This is a genomic window from Prevotella sp. P5-126 (assembly GCF_002251185.1).
GTDB lineage: Bacteria > Bacteroidota > Bacteroidia > Bacteroidales > Bacteroidaceae > Prevotella.
Genome location: NZ_NPIZ01000070.1, coordinates 48,773 through 67,381 on the forward strand (window position 1 = coordinate 48,773; position 18,609 = coordinate 67,381).

Annotated in this window: 19 protein-coding genes and 1 pseudogene; 9 read left to right on the forward strand and 11 right to left on the reverse strand. The window is 50.9% G+C overall.

Annotation, left to right across the window (positions count from 1 at the left end; genetic code table 11):
• Positions 1–7 precede the first annotated feature (7 nt).
• The 6 genes from CIK90_RS08355 to CIK90_RS08380 form a co-directional block, all read right to left on the reverse strand.
• Entirely contained in the window at positions 8–1,252 is a 1,245-nt protein-coding gene (locus tag CIK90_RS08355) for an ABC transporter permease (protein WP_094434458.1), read from the reverse strand.
• A gap of 36 nt (positions 1,253–1,288) precedes the next feature.
• Complete coding sequence (locus CIK90_RS08360; RefSeq protein ID WP_094434456.1) at positions 1,289–2,551, reverse strand: ABC transporter permease; 1,263 nt, start codon at positions 2,549–2,551, stop codon at positions 1,289–1,291.
• Between the two features lie 6 nt (positions 2,552–2,557).
• Positions 2,558–3,268 carry an ABC transporter ATP-binding protein gene (locus tag CIK90_RS08365; protein ID WP_094434454.1) on the reverse strand — a complete coding sequence of 237 codons (711 nt, stop codon included), beginning with the start codon at positions 3,266–3,268 and terminating at the stop codon, positions 2,558–2,560.
• Between the two features lie 137 nt (positions 3,269–3,405).
• Positions 3,406–3,774, reverse strand: coding sequence for a GntR family transcriptional regulator (locus CIK90_RS08370; protein ID WP_094464946.1), 369 nt, complete (start codon positions 3,772–3,774; stop codon positions 3,406–3,408).
• Positions 3,775–3,791: 17 nt separating this feature from the next.
• The gene (locus CIK90_RS08375) at positions 3,792–4,628 is read right to left on the reverse strand and encodes a hypothetical protein (RefSeq protein ID WP_144007247.1); all 837 of its coding nucleotides are present in this window, start codon (positions 4,626–4,628) and stop codon (positions 3,792–3,794) included.
• A 16-nt stretch (positions 4,629–4,644) separates the two neighbouring features.
• Positions 4,645–5,466 (reverse strand): ABC transporter ATP-binding protein, encoded by an 822-nt coding sequence (locus tag CIK90_RS08380; RefSeq protein ID WP_094464924.1) that lies wholly within the window; start codon positions 5,464–5,466, stop codon positions 4,645–4,647.
• A 378-nt stretch (positions 5,467–5,844) separates the two neighbouring features.
• On the opposite strand from CIK90_RS08380, the gene CIK90_RS08385 reads away from it, so the two are divergent.
• Positions 5,845–6,825 (forward strand): bile acid:sodium symporter family protein, encoded by a 981-nt coding sequence (locus CIK90_RS08385; RefSeq protein ID WP_094464926.1) that lies wholly within the window; start codon positions 5,845–5,847, stop codon positions 6,823–6,825.
• Positions 6,826–7,007: 182 nt separating this feature from the next.
• Positions 7,008–7,382, forward strand: coding sequence for a desulfoferrodoxin (locus tag CIK90_RS08390; protein ID WP_094391207.1), 375 nt, complete (start codon positions 7,008–7,010; stop codon positions 7,380–7,382).
• Positions 7,383–7,450: 68 nt separating this feature from the next.
• Here the strand turns inward: CIK90_RS08390 and CIK90_RS08395 are convergent, their stop codons facing one another.
• On the reverse strand, positions 7,451–8,338 hold the full coding sequence (locus tag CIK90_RS08395; protein WP_094464928.1) for an NAD kinase: 888 nt from the start codon (positions 8,336–8,338) through the stop codon (positions 7,451–7,453).
• A gap of 125 nt (positions 8,339–8,463) precedes the next feature.
• On the opposite strand from CIK90_RS08395, the gene CIK90_RS08400 reads away from it, so the two are divergent.
• The 7 genes from CIK90_RS08400 to CIK90_RS08430 all read left to right on the forward strand — a co-directional run bounded on the left by CIK90_RS08400 (position 8,464) and on the right by CIK90_RS08430 (position 15,425).
• Complete coding sequence (locus CIK90_RS08400; protein WP_094464930.1) at positions 8,464–9,177, forward strand: pyridoxine 5'-phosphate synthase; 714 nt, start codon at positions 8,464–8,466, stop codon at positions 9,175–9,177.
• Between the two features lie 56 nt (positions 9,178–9,233).
• The gene (locus CIK90_RS08405) at positions 9,234–9,797 is read left to right on the forward strand and encodes a DJ-1 family glyoxalase III (RefSeq protein WP_094434446.1); all 564 of its coding nucleotides are present in this window, start codon (positions 9,234–9,236) and stop codon (positions 9,795–9,797) included.
• Positions 9,794–10,453 carry a 2-C-methyl-D-erythritol 4-phosphate cytidylyltransferase gene (locus CIK90_RS08410; protein ID WP_094434444.1) on the forward strand — a complete coding sequence of 220 codons (660 nt, stop codon included), beginning with the start codon at positions 9,794–9,796 and terminating at the stop codon, positions 10,451–10,453. Before CIK90_RS08405 ends, CIK90_RS08410 begins: the two co-directional genes overlap by 4 nt.
• Complete coding sequence (gene recG, locus CIK90_RS08415) at positions 10,450–12,549, forward strand: ATP-dependent DNA helicase RecG (protein ID WP_094464932.1); 2,100 nt, start codon at positions 10,450–10,452, stop codon at positions 12,547–12,549. Before CIK90_RS08410 ends, recG begins: the two co-directional genes overlap by 4 nt.
• 252 nt (positions 12,550–12,801) lie before the next feature.
• Positions 12,802–13,755 carry a M23 family metallopeptidase gene (locus CIK90_RS08420; protein WP_173839805.1) on the forward strand — a complete coding sequence of 318 codons (954 nt, stop codon included), beginning with the start codon at positions 12,802–12,804 and terminating at the stop codon, positions 13,753–13,755.
• 28 nt (positions 13,756–13,783) lie between these two features.
• Complete coding sequence (locus tag CIK90_RS08425) at positions 13,784–14,353, forward strand: C40 family peptidase (protein ID WP_094391201.1); 570 nt, start codon at positions 13,784–13,786, stop codon at positions 14,351–14,353.
• Positions 14,354–14,363: 10 nt separating this feature from the next.
• Positions 14,364–15,425: a CapA family protein gene (locus CIK90_RS08430; RefSeq protein WP_094464934.1), complete on the forward strand. Its 1,062-nt coding sequence runs from the start codon at positions 14,364–14,366 to the stop codon at positions 15,423–15,425.
• Positions 15,426–15,760: 335 nt separating this feature from the next.
• Here the strand turns inward: CIK90_RS08430 and pgeF are convergent, their stop codons facing one another.
• The 4 genes and pseudogenes from pgeF to CIK90_RS08450 all read right to left on the reverse strand — a co-directional run.
• A complete protein-coding gene (gene pgeF / locus CIK90_RS08435; protein ID WP_094464936.1) occupies positions 15,761–16,558 on the reverse strand; it encodes a peptidoglycan editing factor PgeF in 798 nt (265 codons plus the stop codon).
• On the reverse strand, positions 16,548–17,717 hold the full coding sequence (gene obgE, locus CIK90_RS08440; RefSeq protein WP_094464938.1) for a GTPase ObgE: 1,170 nt from the start codon (positions 17,715–17,717) through the stop codon (positions 16,548–16,550). The genes pgeF and obgE overlap by 11 nt, the downstream gene beginning before the upstream one ends.
• Before the next feature lie 10 nt (positions 17,718–17,727).
• A complete protein-coding gene (locus CIK90_RS08445; RefSeq protein ID WP_094391197.1) occupies positions 17,728–18,300 on the reverse strand; it encodes an adenylate kinase in 573 nt (190 codons plus the stop codon).
• A gap of 32 nt (positions 18,301–18,332) precedes the next feature.
• A pseudogene (locus CIK90_RS08450) lies at positions 18,333–18,479 on the reverse strand (hypoxanthine phosphoribosyltransferase); the annotation flags it as partial.
• Between the last annotated feature and the right edge of the window lie 130 nt (positions 18,480–18,609).

Sequence of the window (18,609 nt, forward strand, 5' to 3'; positions counted from 1 at the left end):
GCTGTGCTTATTCGTCGCGCATGGCATCAACGGGTTTGATGCTCATGGCACGCCATGCGGGAGCGAGTCCTGCCAGTCCGCCCAGCAGACTGAGCAGCAGGGTGGCGATGATAGCCGTCCAGAAGCCCACTTGGAAATGGGCGGCAAGGATACCGTCTTCGGTGCTTGCCAGTTCGATGAGTTGAAGCACACCCACGCCGAAGAGGATGCCACTCATGCCCGCCACGGCAGTCAAGACGATGCTCTCCGACATGATCTGCGAGAGAATCATCTTCGGTGTGGCGCCGATGGCACGGCGGATGCCAATCTCTGTGGTGCGCTCCCTGACCGTCACCATCATGATGTTGGACACACCGATAGCACCTGCCAGCAGCGTGCCTATGCCCACGAGCCATATCAGGAAGTTGACACCGTTGAAGAGATTGTCGAGCATGGCGAAGAGCACCTCGGTATTGAAGGTGGTGATGGCTTTCTCATCGGTCGGGTCGATCATGTGGGCACGTGCTATGACGGTGCGGATGCGGTCGGTCAGCGTGCTCATCACCACTCCAGGTTTGCCCGTCACCGCCAGACTGTGGATCTGGTCACCGGTGTTGTAGGTCTTACGGAAGAGGGTGTAGGGGATGGTGACGAGTTGGTCGGGGCGTCCGCTGATATTGATGCCGTTGACCTTGTAGTCAACACCCACCACGGTATAGTAGGCGGCATCGACACGGATGCGCCTGCCACAGGGGTCGCCACCACCGGGGAAGAGTTTCTTATACACCTCCTTGCCGATGACACACACCTTGCGTGCCTGTCTGACGTCCATCTCGTTGATGTAGCGCCCGTAGTACATCACGGGCGGTGCCACCCTGGCATAGTCGTGGTCCACACCGGCGACGGTGGCATCGAAGGAGTACTCCCCCACCACGGTTTTCTTGTTGCCGCCAAACATATAGGGCGTGATGATGTCGAGTTCGGGCACCTGCTGGCGCAAGCGCGTCATGTCATTCTCCACCATAGACACATAGCGGCCCTTGCGGAATCCCTTGTAGGGCTTGGTGGTGTTCTGCGTCCATATCATGGCGGTATTGGTGGCAAAGCCTGCGAAGTTAGACTGCAACATCTCCTTCAGTCCCTGTCCGCCGCCTATAAGGACGATGAGCATGAACACACCCCAGAACACACCGAAGCCTGTGAGGAAGCTGCGGCTCTTGTTGCGGGTGATGGTGTCGAGTATCTCGCGATAGGAATCTATATCAAATTTCATAGGAATGAATATGTTTTATCTGAATGATACATCAGGTCAGTCTGCCCGCAAGGCTTCTATCGGTCGCACGCGGGCTGCCTTGACGGCAGGGATGAGTCCGGCAACGGTTCCTGCCAGTACGATGAGCATGGTGGCTTGGAAGCAGACGTCGAGACCTACGGTGGGATCTACAAACATGGTGGCTTGAAAGAGTCCGGTGTCTATCACCTCGTGGCCGATGGTAGCATCCATATACTCGTTGGCGGCTACGCCAAGCACCATACCTATATAGCCGAAGAAGGAGGTGATGACGACGCTCTCAGTGATGATGAGTTTGAGGATGGACCAGGGTTTGGCGCCAATGGCTTTGCGGATGCCAAACTCACGTGTGCGCTCCTTGACGGTGATGAGCATGATATTGGACACACCCACTATGCCGCTCAACAGCGTGAAGATGCCTATCACCCACAGGGCGACGCGTATCATACGGATGCCTTTTGCCATCTGGATATTATCCATATAGCGATTCCAGATGTAGATGGCTGACTCGTCGGCAGGGTCGGCATCGTGCTGGGTGTTAATGGTGGCGCGGTAGCGCTTCTCAAAAGCGTCGTTCTGATCTTCGGTGACCAGGTTCTTGATTTCAAACTGGATGACGCCTACCCAGCCGGCATTGCCCATATAGATGGCATTGAGGGTGTGGTAGGGTATGCAGGCGCTCTGGTTTCTGCTCTGCTTGTCGTCCTTGGTGATGCCCACCACTTGAAACGAGATGTTGCCGACGTTGACCTGCCTGCCTATCAAGGCACGAGGGTCTTTGGTCAACTCTTTGGCTTGTGCTTCGCAGAGCACGATGACCTTGCGGCGCTCCTTCATATCAATATCGTTGATGAAGCGGCCTGCCAGCAGTTCCACCTTATTGATACGTTGGTCGCTGGGATACACACCCGACAGGTCTTGGGCAGAGAGGTAGTTGTCGCCATAGGTGATATTGACCCCATACTTCGACAACAGGGCACCCACCTCCTGGGTATTGTCGGAGAAAGCACGATTGGTAATGTCGAGGTCTTGGGTGCGCAACTGTATGTTACGACCTTCTTTCAGTCCGCGATAGGCTTTAGAGGTATAGCCTCCATACACCTGCATCGAGGTGGAGAGTCGTCTGTCAGACTGTTGCAACTGTGCATTGATGAGTCCGTTGCCTGCGCCCAACAGGAAGATGAGCATGAAGATGCCCCATGCCACGGCAAAACCGGTGAGCGAGGTGCGCAGTTTGTTGCGCTTCGACGTGCTCCATATTTCTTTGATGAGTTCTCGCATAATGTATTATTTCACATAGTCTTTCGACACGAGGTGGTGGTCGAAATTGTTTTCTATACTTCCTATCAGTCCGTCTTTGATATGGATGACCTTATCGGTCTCGTTGGCAACACCACTCTCATGGGTCACCACGACGATGGTCATGCCATCCTTCTGATGGAGCTCCTTGAGCAGATCCATCACCTCGACACTCGTTTTAGAGTCGAGCGCACCCGTCGGTTCGTCGGCAAGGATGATCTGCGGTTTGGTAATGAGGGCACGGGCAATAGCCACACGTTGCTTCTGTCCGCCCGACATCTCGTTGGGATAATGGTCTGCCCAGGGTGCCAAACCGAGGCGGTCGAGATATTCCATCGCCATCTGGTGGCGCTTGCGTCTGCCCACGCCCTGATAGAAGAGTGGCAGTTCGACATTCTCCACGGCAGTCTTGAACGAGATGAGGTTGAACGACTGGAAGATGAAGCCTATCATCTTGTTGCGGTATTCTGCGGCACGGGTCTCGCTGAGGTCGCGTATCAATACGTTGTTGAGCAGATATTCGCCCGAATCATAGTTGTCGAGGATGCCGAGGATATTGAGCAGGGTCGATTTGCCTGATCCTGATGCACCCATGATGGACACAAACTCGCCACGGGCTATATCGAGGTTGATGCCCTTGAGCACGTGGAGCGGTTGTGCGCCCTGATAGGTCTTGTTGAGGTCACTGAGGTGAATCATCTTGTTGTTTGTTTTTGTTTCATTGTTTCTAACCGATAGTGGGTTTGCGCTTAAAATTATCTGTTTGACGCATCATAGCGCAAAAAAGTTGCACCATGGCTGATATTTTTTCCTATGACAGCCGTTTCTGTGCTGCATCAAGGCTGTGCGTCGAGTGCTTGGCGCAATGCCTCATCCACTTCATCGATACTGATGCCGAGCAACTTCATCTGCCGTGCCAATTCGGGGAGGTGCTGCTTCATAAACTCGGTCTTTCTCACCGTTTGTATCTGGTCTCTTGCACCTTTTACCACAAAATAGCCCAGTCCGCGCTTGTTATAGATGACACCCTCGGCAGCCAACAGGTCGTAGGCCTTTACCGTGGTATTGGCATTGACCTCCAATAGCACAGCATATTCTCTGACACTGGGAATGCGTCCGTCTTCCTCATACATTTGTGCCAGAATCTCATCACAGAGGCGGTCGGCTATCTGTACATAGATGGCTTTGTCATTACTGAAATTCATAGCAGTTTTCTTTTTGTTTATAAATTGATCCATTTGTTGCAGATGACCTGCATACGGGTGAACACCTTATAGGATAGCCAATACTGAAAACCTCCAAGCAGCAGTTCGGCTATGAGGAGACTAAAGAGCCAGCTGTTGTCACCATGCATCAGGTAGGTCGTTATAGTGTCTGATACACTCTCGATCACATAGATCACCAGATAGGTCATCACGATGAAGAGGATGCCTGACACCACAATGGTGTGCTTGCGGAAGAGTGTTCCACAAAGGATGAAGAAGCTATGGACGAGCACTCCACAGGTCACGATCGACAGAGATAGCAATAGGGCACCGGTAGAATCGTTGTTTTCTATAAAAGTAGTCCATATTTTCCATAGCAATGCCACGGCATAGAGGCATAAGCTCTGATGGTGACCGGGCAGGAGTACGAAACTGAATATCAGTTGCACCAGGTCAGATACTACGATGGCGGTGATCATTGCGACGGCAGCACCAAGCGTAGAGAAAAGGAATCTGCTGATATACTTTTCAAGATTGCTGGCTGGCAGCATCAGAAACTGTTCGCGCTGTCCAGTGGTCTTCATCACCATGAATATCTGTGTGGCCATCATATACATGGCTATGCTGGAAATCATTAAAACATATTGTGACATCCCCAAATAGCTAAGGTCGATGGTATCGGGAAAAAGCTGATACTGCTTGCTCAACTGATACAGCTGCATGATAAAGAAGGGCAACAGGGCGAAGGTCATGCCAAGCATCATGTTCAGATAGCTCTTCAAGTTGGTAAACACATCCCAGCGCATCACCATCAGCAATCGGCTGAATTGAAAATTATTGTTCTTTGTATTCATTGTTAATTTGGTTTGTTTATCTCAGTTTTCCAGTGATTACTGCATTAAACAGCAATTCGAGATTCATCGGTGTTTCATGGTCGGAGGGCTGTCGGCGGACTATCACGGCATTACCCTGCAAACTGGGTTCTGCATAGAGCACGCTATCGTCCATCTCTGCCGGTGTGCGGTATTCAAACTTGTAGTCATCGCTGATATCGCTTACCGAAGCATTGAGCAAGAGATTGCTCTGACTGAGGATCAGCACGTGGTCGAGCAACGACTCTATGTCGTGCACCTGATGGGTAGAGATGATCAGGATGCGGTCGTCGGTCATATTGTTGGCTATGACCTTGCGAAACTGACTTTTCGAGGGGATGTCGAGACCGTTGGTAGGCTCGTCCATCAGGAGCAAGCGAGTGCCTGTGGCAAGTGCAAAACTCATGAAGGCTTTCTTCTTCTGACCCATTGAGAGTTGGTGGAGCTTGGTTTGGCGAGACAATTCAAAGTCTGCCAGACAGCGTTCAAGTACCTCTTCGCTGAAATGCGGATAGAATCCCTTGTTCATCTTCACGTAGGTGTCGAGGGTCACTTGAGGTAGCGTAAACTCTTCGGGTACCATGAAAATATCTTCCAACATAGCGGACCGGCGGTCGCTGGCTAATACTCCGTCAATGAACACACCACCCTTCTTGGGGCGCAACAAGCCACAAAGCAGATAGAGCAACGTACTCTTGCCTGTGCCGTTCTTGCCAAGAAGCCCATAGATTTTGTTGTCTGTCAGTTGCAGACTGAAGTCGGAAAAGACCTCACGTTTCGTTCCAACATAATTGAAACTTAAGTTTTCTACTTGTATCATATACTTGCGTGTTTGGCGTATTACTGTAATAGTACACCGCAAAGGTATGTATTATTCGAATACCATCCAACATTTTCAGCCATTTTTTTTGCACTGCACACAACATTTAACATTTACACCTTAATATATATAAGGAGCATCGGGCGATGAGGTGGAAAAGATGTGCCGCTGTGGTGGGATTTATTCATTTCAGTATTACGCAAGGACTGTTTCCACGAACAGCCCGTGCGACACGTCGTACACAGCTGTCGATGCGTACCGCAATCCATGGACTTACGATCTTCGAGAAACGCTTGTTGGACAAGAAAACTGCTTTTTGTTTGCTTGTTTGCAAGAAATGGAGTACTTTTGCAAACCGTTTCAACAACAAAGAAAGACATGAACACAATAAAACACATGCAGGCTGTCAGCCGCCTGTTGGCTGCCCACGCTTCAGTATTTGTCATAGGCGTGGCACTCGTCACCTTCTTTTTCCCGCATCTCTTCGACTGGGTGCGTGGCACAACCCAAACCGTCATTCTCGGCATCATCATGCTCACCATGGGTCTGACGCTCACCACCGATGATTTCCGCATCCTGGCACAACGGCCGCTTGACGTATTGATTGGTAGCTGTGCGCAATTTTTCATCATGCCTGCCGTAGCATGGCTGCTGGTACATGTATGGCACCTCGATGCCCCGTTAGCCTTGGGCATTCTCTTGGTAGGATGCTGTCCGGGTGGTGTGTCAAGCAACATCATGAGTTATCTCTGCCATGGCGATGTGGCTTTCTCGGTAGGCATGACATGTGCCTCAACACTCCTTGCACCGGTAATGACACCACTGCTGATGCAGATTACAGCAGGCGAAATCATCCACATCGATGCCGTCGGCATGTTCATCAATATTCTGATTGTGACCATCATACCTGTGGCAATAGGTTGTGCACTCAACAAGATCTACAGCCGAAAGGCATGTTTTCCCACCATACAGAGTCTCATGCCGGGCATTAGTGTCACTTGTCTCGCCATCATCGTGGGCGGTGTCATCTCTACAGTCCATGACGATCTGTTGGAAGGCGGCGTGATGCTCTTCTTCTGGACCTTTGCCGTGGTGTTCTGCCACAATTCATTGGGCTATCTGTTAGGATGGTTTGCCGGACGCGCAGCCGGTTTCAATACTGCCAAGAAGCGCACCATCAGTATCGAGGTGGGTATGCAGAATGCCGGTCTTGCCACGGTATTGGCAAGCAATTTCTTTGCTGCACAACCGCTCGCCGTATTGCCATGCGCCATCAGTTGTGCGTGGCACAGCATTTCAGGAACCATCCTTGCCGGGCTTTACCTGAAGTATGACAAGCGCAAGGAGCAAACCAACTGAAGCAGTAACACATAGCCTATCATACCTACATCACATCGTCCCACCTTTTCAATCTATGGATTGGAATGGTGAGATGATGGTTAAAAAAACACAAGAAAACCTATCAAACGACACAAGGTAACGGATTAATCCGTAACTTTGTGGTGATAACCATATTATAATAAACTAAATTATTCAGAGCTATGGCAACAAAGAAAAGAGAAATTTACCGATGCACCATCTGCGGAAATATCGTAGAGGTGTTGCACGAAGGTGCAGAAATGTCATGCTGCGGAAAAATCATGCAGCGTATGAACGAGAAAGGTATCGATGGTGCTGTAGAGAAACATGTGCCCATAGTAGAGCGCATTGAAGGCGGCTACCGCGTCAGCGTGGGGAGTGTGGAACACCCCATGACACCTGAACACCACATCGAATGGATTGAACTGCTGACCGACCGTGACGTGATGCGCCATGAGTTGAAGCCCGGAGAGGCTCCTGTGGCTGAATTCATAACCGATGCGAAAATGGTTACGGCACGTGAATACTGCAACCTCCACGGACTCTGGAGAGGCTGACAACTGACGCTGACAAGGCGGACAACTGACTTTTGCGAGGCTGACAAATCATTCCCGCCATCCATGCATCATCCGCGTTGATCGGCTCCCCACATCATTTTGTCGCGCAGGGTATGGAAGTATTTCTGACCTGCGCGCTTCACTACCTTCACCCGGTATGGGGCTTTACGAAGCGTCAGTCGGGTGGAATCGGGCAATTTCTCCGAACGACCGTCGAGTGCCACCAGGAAATTGTGGGAACGGCTCTCTACGGTGAGGGTGATTTCTGAATCTTCGGAAAGTACCAAAGGACGCACATTGAGCGAATGGGGAGCTACCGCCGTGATGGAAAACACATGGGTGCCGGGCACGATGATCGGACCGCCCACTGAAAGGGAATACGCCGTACTGCCGGTTGGCGTACTGATGACCAGTCCGTCAGCCAGATAGGTTGTCACGTAGTCGCCATTGATCGTGGTGCGCACAGTAATCATCGCTGCCACATCACGCTTGAGGATGGCCACATCATTCAGCGCAAAAGGACATCCTGACAACGGCTGTCCGTCGGTCTCTACCTGTAGCACCGTACGGGTATCGATAGCATAGTCGCCCTCATAGATGGCTTGCACCATGGGATCTATCTCCGGTGGATTGATATCTGCAAGGAATCCAAGTCTTCCAGTGTTGACACCGATGATGGGAATTTGCTTTTCTCCCACCATAGAAGCGGTTTTCAGAAAAGTACCATCACCACCCATCGACACCGTAAAGTCTGCTTCAAAGTCATTGCCGTCAAACACCTCTACCCCGTCAAGTGACAGGTGCTGACCATGAACGAGGAATCGATGGAACTCGCGCTCCATACATACTTCAGCCTCATGCATAGCTAAACAATTCAGTATCTTTTGTACAGATGCCGACTTTTTAGCTTGGTAGGTGTTGCCGACAATGGCAAATCGCAGTTTTCTTGAAGTCATATAAAAAATCTAATTTATTAGGCGTTAATTCACAAAGTTTTAGTACCTTTGCGCTGAATATACGCCACAAAATTAGTATTTTTTGGCGAAACATCACTATCTGTTAAGACAAATTTTTGAAGAAGATGACAAAACTAAGCGTAAACATCAATAAAGTGGCTACTCTGCGCAATGCACGAGGAGGCAACAACCCTGATGTCATCGAGGCTGCACGCAACATCGAATCGTTTGGTGGACAAGGCATTACCGTACACCCACGCCCCGACGAGCGTCACATACGCTATCAGGACGTGCGCGACCTGCGCCCCATCATCACTACAGAGTTTAACATCGAGGGAAATCCCATCGACTCGTTTGTCAAATTGGTTCTGGAAGTTGTACCCACACAGGTGACACTTGTGCCCGACGGTCACGACCAAATCACCTCCAACCACGGTTGGGATACACTGGAAAACCGCAATTTCCTGACCGACATCTGCCACACCTTCTCACAGGCTGGCATACGCACCAGCATCTTTGTGGATGCTGATCCGAAGATGGTGGAAGGGGCAAAGGCATGCGGAGCAGACCGCGTAGAACTCTACACCGAGCCTTACGCTTCAGGATACAACAGCAACAGAGAGGCTGCCATTGCTCCTTTTGTGGCTGCTGCAAAGGAGGCACGACGCATAGGCTTAGGCCTCAACGCTGGCCATGACCTTTCGCTCGAAAACCTCCACTATTTCCATTCTCGCATTCCTTGGACCGATGAGGTGAGCATCGGACATGCACTCATCTGCGATGCACTCTACATGGGACTGAAACCCACCGTCGAGAAATATCTCATCGCACTGAAATAAGCATACGGCCACTATGGGCATCATATTCAGAAAACTAACCAACACATGATATAACTATGGCAAAAGCATACGTATTCCTTGCTACGGGATTTGAAGACATCGAAGCGCTTATCCCTGTTGACATCTGGCGTCGTGGCGGTATCGAAGTCACTACCGTCAGCGTTACCGGTCAGAACGTTGTGACATCAGCACACGGTGTGAACATCGAGGCTGATACTTGTTTCGAACAGTGCGACTTGACTGATGCCGACCTGCTGTTTCTGCCGGGTGGTATGCCTGGTGCTACCAACCTCTATCAATGCAAGCCGCTCTGCGAAGCACTGTGCAAGCAGGCGGAAGAGGGACGACTCGTGGCAGCCATCTGCGCATCGCCTGCAGTAGTATTGGCAGCTATCGGACTGCTCGACGGCAAGAAAGCCACATGCTATCCGGGATTTGAAGGCAGTATGACCAACACGCATTACACGGCTGACCTGGTGACCATCGACGGCAATATCACCACCGGTGAAGGGCCTGCGGCAGCATTCCCATTTGCCTACGAACTGCTGGCACAGCTCAAAGGTGTGGATGTGGCAGATGCCATTGCAGAAGGTATGCGCTATAAACACCTCATGGGATGACCGACTATATCATCATCGTAGCCGGTGGCAAAGGACTGCGCATGGGCAGCGACATTCCCAAACAGTTTCTCCCCATCGGCGGAAAACCCGTGCTGATGCGCACTATCGAACGCTTCCACCATTTTTCGGAAGCGCTCCGGATTATCCTTGTGTTGCCTAAAGCCCAACAGACCTACTGGCATGAGTTGTGTGGGCAGTATCAGTTTGACGTGCCCTACATGTTGGCTGACGGCGGCGAGACTCGCTTCCATAGTGTGCAACACGGACTGGCACTCATCCCCGATGATGCACAGGGTGTGGTCGGTGTGCACGACGGTGTGCGCCCATTCCCTGCTATTGATGTCATTCGCCGCTGCTACGACACGGCACGCACGGCAAAAGCGGTGATTCCGGTGACTCCGGTGGTTGAGACTTTACGCCACATCACCGAGGGCACAAAGCCCAGAGGCGACTACCGTTTGGTGCAAACTCCACAAACTTTCGACATCCAACTACTGAAGGCTGCCAACCGCCAACCTTTCTCCGAGGCGTTTACCGACGATGCGTCGGTGGTAGAGTCCTATGGACATGCCATCACAATGGTAGAGGGCAACCGAGAAAATATCAAGATTACCACTCCCTTTGACTTGGCTATTGCCGAAACGCTCTGCCGATGACCGACATACTGCAACAGGATATCCAGTATATGGCGGGGGTCGGACCCAACCGCAAAAAGGTGCTTAGCGAAGAACTGGGCATCAATACCCTTGGCGACCTGTTGCAATATTACCCCTACAAACATATCGACAGAAGTAGAATCTATACCATCCACGAACTGACGGGCGACATGCCGTTTGTCCAAGTATGCGGCAGAATACTCAGTTTCGAGTCGTTTGACATGGGACACCGCAAGACGCGCGTAGTGGCTCACCTATCCGATGGCACGGGCGTGATGGACCTTACCTGGTTCAACTATGCCAAGGATGTGCCCAAACGCTACAAAACGGGCATTCCATACATCGTTTTCGGGCGACCCACCGTATATAACGGCAGGGTACAGGTGGTGCATCCTGACCTTGAACCTGCCGAAAACATCCAACTCTCGGATATGGGGATGCAACCCTACTACAATACGACAGAGAAGATGAAGAAACGTGGGTTGAACTCACGAGCGATCGACAAGATGACCAAAACACTACTCGATTTGCTCAAACAGCCTATTGCCGAGACACTACCCGACTTCATCACGCGCCCCAACCACCTCATCAGCCGAGACGAGGCGTTGCGACAGATTCACTATCCGCACAATGCCAAAGAACTGGAACGCGCACGGCTGCGACTCAAATTTGAAGAACTTTTCTACGTTCAGCTTAATATATTAAGGTACGCGAGCGATCATCGGCGCAAATACCGCGGCTATGTTTTCTCGCATATCGGCGAGTGCTTCAACGGTTTCTACCACAACCACCTGCCCTTCCAACTGACCGAAGCACAGAAACGAGTGCTCCGTGAGATACGCAAAGACACTGCTTCGGGCAGACAGATGAATCGGTTGCTACAAGGCGACGTGGGTTCGGGCAAGACACTGGTGGCACTCATGACCATGCTGATGGCACTCGACAATGGCTATCAAGCCTGTATCATGGCGCCAACCGAGATTCTTGCCGAACAACACCTGCGCACCATCAGCAGCTTTCTTGAGGGCATGGACATCAGCGTCGGACTGCTGACGGGTATGGTGAAAGGCAAACGGCGAGAACAAGTACTCAACGATCTGGCTGAGGGGACGTTGCAGATTCTCGTGGGCACCCATGCCGTGATAGAAGACACGGTACAGTTTGCACGACTGGGCATGGTGGTGGTCGATGAACAACACCGTTTCGGTGTGGCACAACGCGCCAAACTATGGAGCAAAAGCGACAATCCGCCACATATCCTCGTAATGACAGCCACACCCATTCCCCGCACCCTGGCTATGACACTCTACGGCGATCTCGATGTCAGCATCATCGATGAACTGCCGCCAGGACGCAAGCCCGTGGTCACCACCCATGCCTTCGACAGCCGAATACCATCGCTCTACGATGGACTGCGCAAGCAGATGCAACAGGGACGACAGGTCTATGTGGTCTTTCCACTTATCGAAGAGAGCGAGCGCATCGACTTGAAAAGCCTGGAAGATGGCTATGCCACGCTGTGTCAGGTGTTTCCAGAATACCGACTGAGCAAGGTACACGGCAAGATGAAAGCCAAGGAGAAAGACGAAGAGATGCAGCGCTTTGCACGCGGTGAGACACAGATGCTCGTGGCAACGACCGTGATTGAGGTGGGAGTCAACGTGCCCAATGCCTCGGTGATGGTCATCATGGAGGCGCAACGCTTCGGACTCAGCCAGCTCCACCAACTGCGCGGACGTGTGGGCAGAGGTGCCGAACAGAGCTACTGTATCCTTGTGACCTCACCCAAACTGGCTGAAGAGACGCGCAAGCGCATAGACATCATGTGTGAGACCAACGATGGTTTCCGCATTGCCGAAGCCGACTTGAAACTGCGTGGACCGGGCGATCTGGAGGGAACACAGCAGAGCGGCATGGCTTTCGACCTCAAAATTGCCGATATCGCACGCGACGGACAGATTGTACAGATGGCACGCGACGAGGCACAACGCATCATCGACGCAGACCCCACCTGTCAGTCGGAGCGCTACCACATGCTTTGGGACCGTCTGCGCCAACTTCGCAAGACCAATATCAACTGGTCTGCTATCTCGTAAAAAGTGGGGAAAACGAACTGGGAAAATCTATTTTTCCCATAGAAAATGCACGATCGTCCCATAAAAACGAGGGCAAAAACAGGCAAAAGACTACCTGCGACAAATCAAAAAAAAGGCAAAATCCGCTACGTAAAGTGTTAAATTACACACAAATAGTGTTAACACTTTACCGATTTTAGAAATAATTTCGTAACTTTGCATCGTTCTGTTTTTATTGAAACCGAACGAGAATACGAACCGAAAAGAATAATTATGTTTTTTAAAAATCTAAAGAAAATAGCATTCCTAACCGTTGCAACCGTATGTACTCTCCCGACGATGGGACAGGATCTGTTGGCACGTCAGGCCCCTATAGACAGAAAGATGAAAGCAGTAGATAGCATGGCTCTCCGTCGCCTCATTCAGGCAGAGAGCTATGAATCACCAGCTGCCGACCTCTATAACGACTGGGATAACAGATATGCCCATAAAGCAACCAACCTCCCCGACACTTTCCGCATCAACCTGCGCAACTTCTGCATGCCCACCACCAACCGCGTTATCACCAGCAACTTCGGTTCGCGTTGGGGACGCCAACATAAGGGACTGGACATCAAAGTATATATCGGCGATACCATCCGCGCTGCCTTCAGTGGCAAGGTGCGCATCGTGCGCTACGAAGGACGTGGCTACGGAAAATACGTAGTCATCAGACACAACAACGGACTGGAGACCATCTACGGTCACATGTCTGCACAATTGGTGGCTGAAAACCAAGAGGTGCGTGCCGGAGATCCCATCGGACTGGGCGGAAACACCGGACGCAGCACTGGTTCACACCTCCACTTCGAGACGCGTCTGTGTGGCATAGCACTCAACCCTGCCCTGATGTTCGACTTCAGAAACCAAGACGTGGTTGACGACTACTATGTATTCCGCAAATCTACCTACAATCGCGAGTCGGCAGAAGCTACCCGTCTGCGTGGTGTAGCCGGCGGCAGTTCATTTGGCGACGACCTCGATTTTGCTGACAACAGCACTCCTGCTGCACGCCAGAAGGCCACAAGCAGCCGCTCTGCAGCAGCTCGTTTCCACAAAGTATCAAAGGGTGAATCGCTCTATTCTATCGCTCGCAAGCGCGGTACGTCTGTTGATGCCATCTGCAAACTGAATCACATCAGCAAGAGCACCAGACTCAGACCAGGTCAAATCCTGAAATATAACTAAACCAACCAAATAACCTAAACTAAAGAAAATGAAACAGAAAATTCTACTATGCATCATGCTTGTGTTGCTGTCCTCTGTGGATATGACATGGGCAAAAGGCAAGAGAAAGAAGACAAGAAAGACCCAACGCACCGAAACTGTCTATGAAGAGATAGAGAATTTCGACTTCTTATATACCGATGATTATGACGGTACGGCAACATTTGCCACTTCAAACAGCATCATGGATCAGGCCACAGCTCTCATCGGCACACGCTATCGCAGCGGAAGCAAAGGCCCTTACGCCTTCGACTGCTCTGGTTTCACCAGCTATGTGTTTGGACAACACGATATCAACATCGGCAGTTCGTCGCGCGACCAGTATGCACGCAACATCCCCATCAAGCGCTGGGAGATGCAACGTGGCGACTTGGTGTTCTTCACCAGTCCTCGCTCCGGACGCGGTGTAGGTCACGTAGGTATTGTGATGGACTATGATCCCATCAACAACACCTTCACCTTTATCCACGCCAGCACCAACGAAGGTGTGAAAATCAGCAGTTCTACCGAAGGCTACTATAATCGCCGCTATGTAGGCGCACGCCGCGTGGCGAAGTAACAGCATCTTCATGTTCCGATTATTACTCACTCTTACTATATGGGCAGGTCATTCTTTGACCTGCCTTTCTGCTTCACTGACCATCGCTCTTACGGGAGATATCATGATGGGCACCACCTATCCCACACCACGACTACCGCGGAGGGATGGCAAATACCTGTTTCGCGACACACGCGACATCCTCAGGCAAGCCGACTTGGCAGTGGGCAATCTTGAAGGAACGCTATGCGACAAGGGTGAAACACGCAAAGAGGGCAAAGCCAACAACTATGCTTTTCGCACACCAACAAGCTACGCCTGGTGGCTGAAGGATGCCGGCTACGACTTTGTGAGCATGGCAAACAACCATAGTTTCGACTTCGGCATAGAGGGAGTCATATCCACCGAGCACGCTTTGCGACAGCAGGGCATCGCCTTTGCAGGCATTGCCGGACGATCGGAAACAGCCGTTGTCATGCGCCAAGGTGTGCGCATCGGTCTCTGCGCCTTAGGTCACAACAGCTATACCGTCAGTCATCTCGACCTGAAGAAAGTGGGTAAACTGTTGAAACAGCTGCGCCAACAGTGCGACATCATCATCGTTTCGTTCCACGGTGGAGCCGAGGGGACGGCACAGAGTCATGTACCCAACGGCATGGAGGGCTTTCTGGGCGAGCGTCGTGGAGCATTGCGCCAACTGGCACACCACTGCATTGACCATGGTGCCGACGTGGTTTATGGTCACGGTCCGCATGTGGTTAGGGGCATTGAAGTCTATAAAGGACGGTTCATTGCCTACAGTCTGGGCAATTTCTGCACACCCTTCGGCATCAGTCTGCAAGGTGTTTCTGGCTACGCACCTATAGTGGCGGTGACAATCGACCACAAGGGCAGATTTCAAAAAGGTCGCATCTATTCGTTCATACAAAGCTACGGCGCAGGTCCGCGCAAGCAAGATGGTAAGCGTTTCTTGGTGGCACACCAGATGAAAGCACTATCCGAAACCGATTTCCCACATAGTGATGCCTGGATAGATCTGCATGGAAACATCGGACTGATACGTTACACACGACGTTCTCTGACCACCATTTGACCACCAGCCGATACCACATTCCTCCCTTGCAATTATCACCTGGCATTGCAAATCAATTTGTTTTCCTCAGCAAATCAATTTGTTTTCCTCAGCAAATCAATTTACTTTCCTCAGCAAATCAATTTACTTTCCTTAGCAAATCAATTTATTTTCCTCAGCAAATTCATTGAAATTGCAGACCAAATTCATTGATTTTACTCAGCAAATTCATTGAATTTGCAAGCAAACAGACCGTTTCAAATGGTGTAATTGATTGATACTTTGCGGTTTCAATGATACTCAAAAACACACGCAGAAACCGACTATATCAATCGCAACAGCATGCCCCTTCGCCGTCAATCGCGATGGGGAGTCAGCATGATGCCGTTGTATATCCTACCACTGTCTATTCCAAGGTGGCGCGCAGAGAAATACATATCCGACTGCGCATAAGTGCAAATGCCTGAAGAGAGGATGCGCTGAGGGTCAACACCAAGTTGAATCAACTGGCGGCGATTACATTCGGGCAGATCAATATGCCATTTCTGGTATCGCCGGCTGATTGGTTCCATCTCAAAGCCAGCATCAACAAACTGCTGATAGACCTCATCGCCCACTTCAAAATGGTCGATACTGATACCAGGACCTATTGCTGCGGTAAGCTCTGAAGGTTGTGTACCGTAAGCAGCACGCATGCGTTCAATGGCTTTGACCACAATACGCTGTACGGTGCCACGCCATCCGGCATGGACAGCACATACGGCATGGTGTGCCGCATCATAGATCAACACGGGAATGCAATCGGCTGTTGACACGCCAACACAGATGCCCGGCACATCGGTCATCACCGCATCGAAACCGTCTGTCAGTTCGTCACGCACCACAGCAGGCTGTTCGGTAAAGTCGCGGCCTATCTGTTTGACCTCGGCAGCATGCACCTGGTGGGGCACTACGAGTTGCGCCATACCGATGCCAAGGCGTTGGCAGAGCGCTGTGCGGTTGGCTTCGATGTGGGCAGGGTCGTCGCCACAATATCTATTGATATTAAAAGCGGCGTAATTGCCCTCGCTGCATCCACCTTTTCTGGTGGTGCTGAAGGCAATCACGCCGTTTCCCATATCGTAATCGTGCCACTGGGGCAGATTATTCTTCATCTTCGTATTCAAAATCTTCAAGGTCGTCAACATCCTCAAGGTCGTCGTCGAGGTAGATGATATCTTCATCTTCGCCCTCATCCGCCATTTCCTGTGCAAACATCGACATATCCTTGTCGCGGTGTACGATATTCTCTTCACCGATGGCAGTAGCCAACTTATTGCTTTCGTCGTTGAGTTCTGCCCAAAGCACATCTTTGAGCTCGTCAAGACCTTGGTTGGCAACAGCCGAAATGAATACCACGGGGAGATCGTCGGGCAGAGTCTCACGCAACATGTCGATCAGTTCCTCGTCGAGCAAATCACACTTGGTGACCGCCAGCACACGGTGCTTATCGATCAAATCGGGATTAAACTGCCGCAATTCATTGAGCAGTATCTCGTATTCGCGCTTGATATCGTCGGTATCGCCAGGCACCATAAAGAGCAATAGTGAGTTGCGCTCAATGTGGCGGAGGAATCGCAAACCGAGTCCTTTGCCTTCGCTGGCTCCCTCAATGATACCGGGAATATCTGCCATCACAAACGATTTGTGGTCGCGATAGCCCACGATACCGAGGCTGGGCTCCATCGTGGTGAAGGGATAATTGGCTATCTTCGGACGGGCATTCGACAAGGCTGAAACCAGTGTGGATTTGCCGGCATTGGGAAAACCGACAAGGCCGACATCTGCCAACAATTTCAGTTCGAGGATCACAGTCATTTCCTGCATCGGTTCACCGGGCTGCGCATAGCGCGGAGCCTGGTTGGTGGCTGATCGGAACTGATAGTTACCCAATCCGCCGCGACCGCCTTTAAGGAGCATCACCTCTTGTCCGTCGTAGGTTACATCGCAGACATATTTGCCGGTTTCAGCATTATAGACCACCGTGCCACAGGGCACGTCGATGTAGATATCCTTGCCGTCGGTGCCGTGACACTTGTCGCGACCGCCATTACCGCCGTGTTCGGCGAAGATATGGCGTTCGTATCTCAGGTGTAACAACGTCCAATAGTTGTGGTTGCCACGCAGAATGATGCTTCCGCCCTTGCCTCCGTCGCCCCCGTCGGGGCCGCCGTTAGGGTTGTATTTCACATGGCGCAGGTGCATAGACCCACGTCCGCCTTTACCCGAACGGCAACAGATTTTCACATAGTCAACGAAATTGCTTTCCGGCATATCAGTCGTATTAAAGATTATCGATTACTTTCTGGATGTCGCCGAAGATGCGATCCAGAGTGCCAAGTCCGTCGATGTGGTGGTGAAGGCCTTCCTTCTTATACCACTCTACGAGGGGCATGGTCTGTGAATGATATACTACGAGGCGCTTCTTGATAGTCTCCTCGTTGTCGTCGGCACGACCACTTTCCTTTCCGCGCTTGATGAGTCGAGTCATCAACTCCTCTTCGGGCACGTCGAGTTCAATCATGGCTGCTACCTTGTGGCCACGCTCATCGAGCATTTTCTTCAGTGCTTCAGCTTGTGGAATGGTGCGGGGGAAACCGTCGAAGATTACTCCGGCGTGATCTTTGCCAAATGAGTCATACACATTGGCAAGGATGCTAATCATCAGATCGTCGGGAATCAACGCACCCTTTTCAATATAGCTTTGAGCGGTTTTGCCCAACTCTGTTCCATTTTTAATCTCGTTGCGAAGCACATCGCCAGTAGAGATATGACCCAAGCCATACTTCTCGATGAGCAAATCGCTCTGTGTTCCTTTACCGGAGCCGGGAGCTCCGAAGATTACAATATTCTTCATTTCTTTTCCAAATAAAATTAAAAAGTTTATCCTTACTCGTTATCTGTCTTTACTTTGTAAATTTCCTTCAACTGACGACCTTGCTGGTCATAATCCAAACCATAGCCCACAATGAAGTCGTTGGGGATGGTGAATGCCACATAGTTAATATCGAGCTGCTCCTGCAAGCGGTCGGGTTTCGACTCAATAGATTTTTCATAGGGGTAAATGAGTATGATTCATATGAAATGCTTACCTTTGCATCATGGAAGACAAAGGTTTGCTAATGTTGGCACGTATGGTGCTGCCCAAGGAAGTGCTTGACCACTT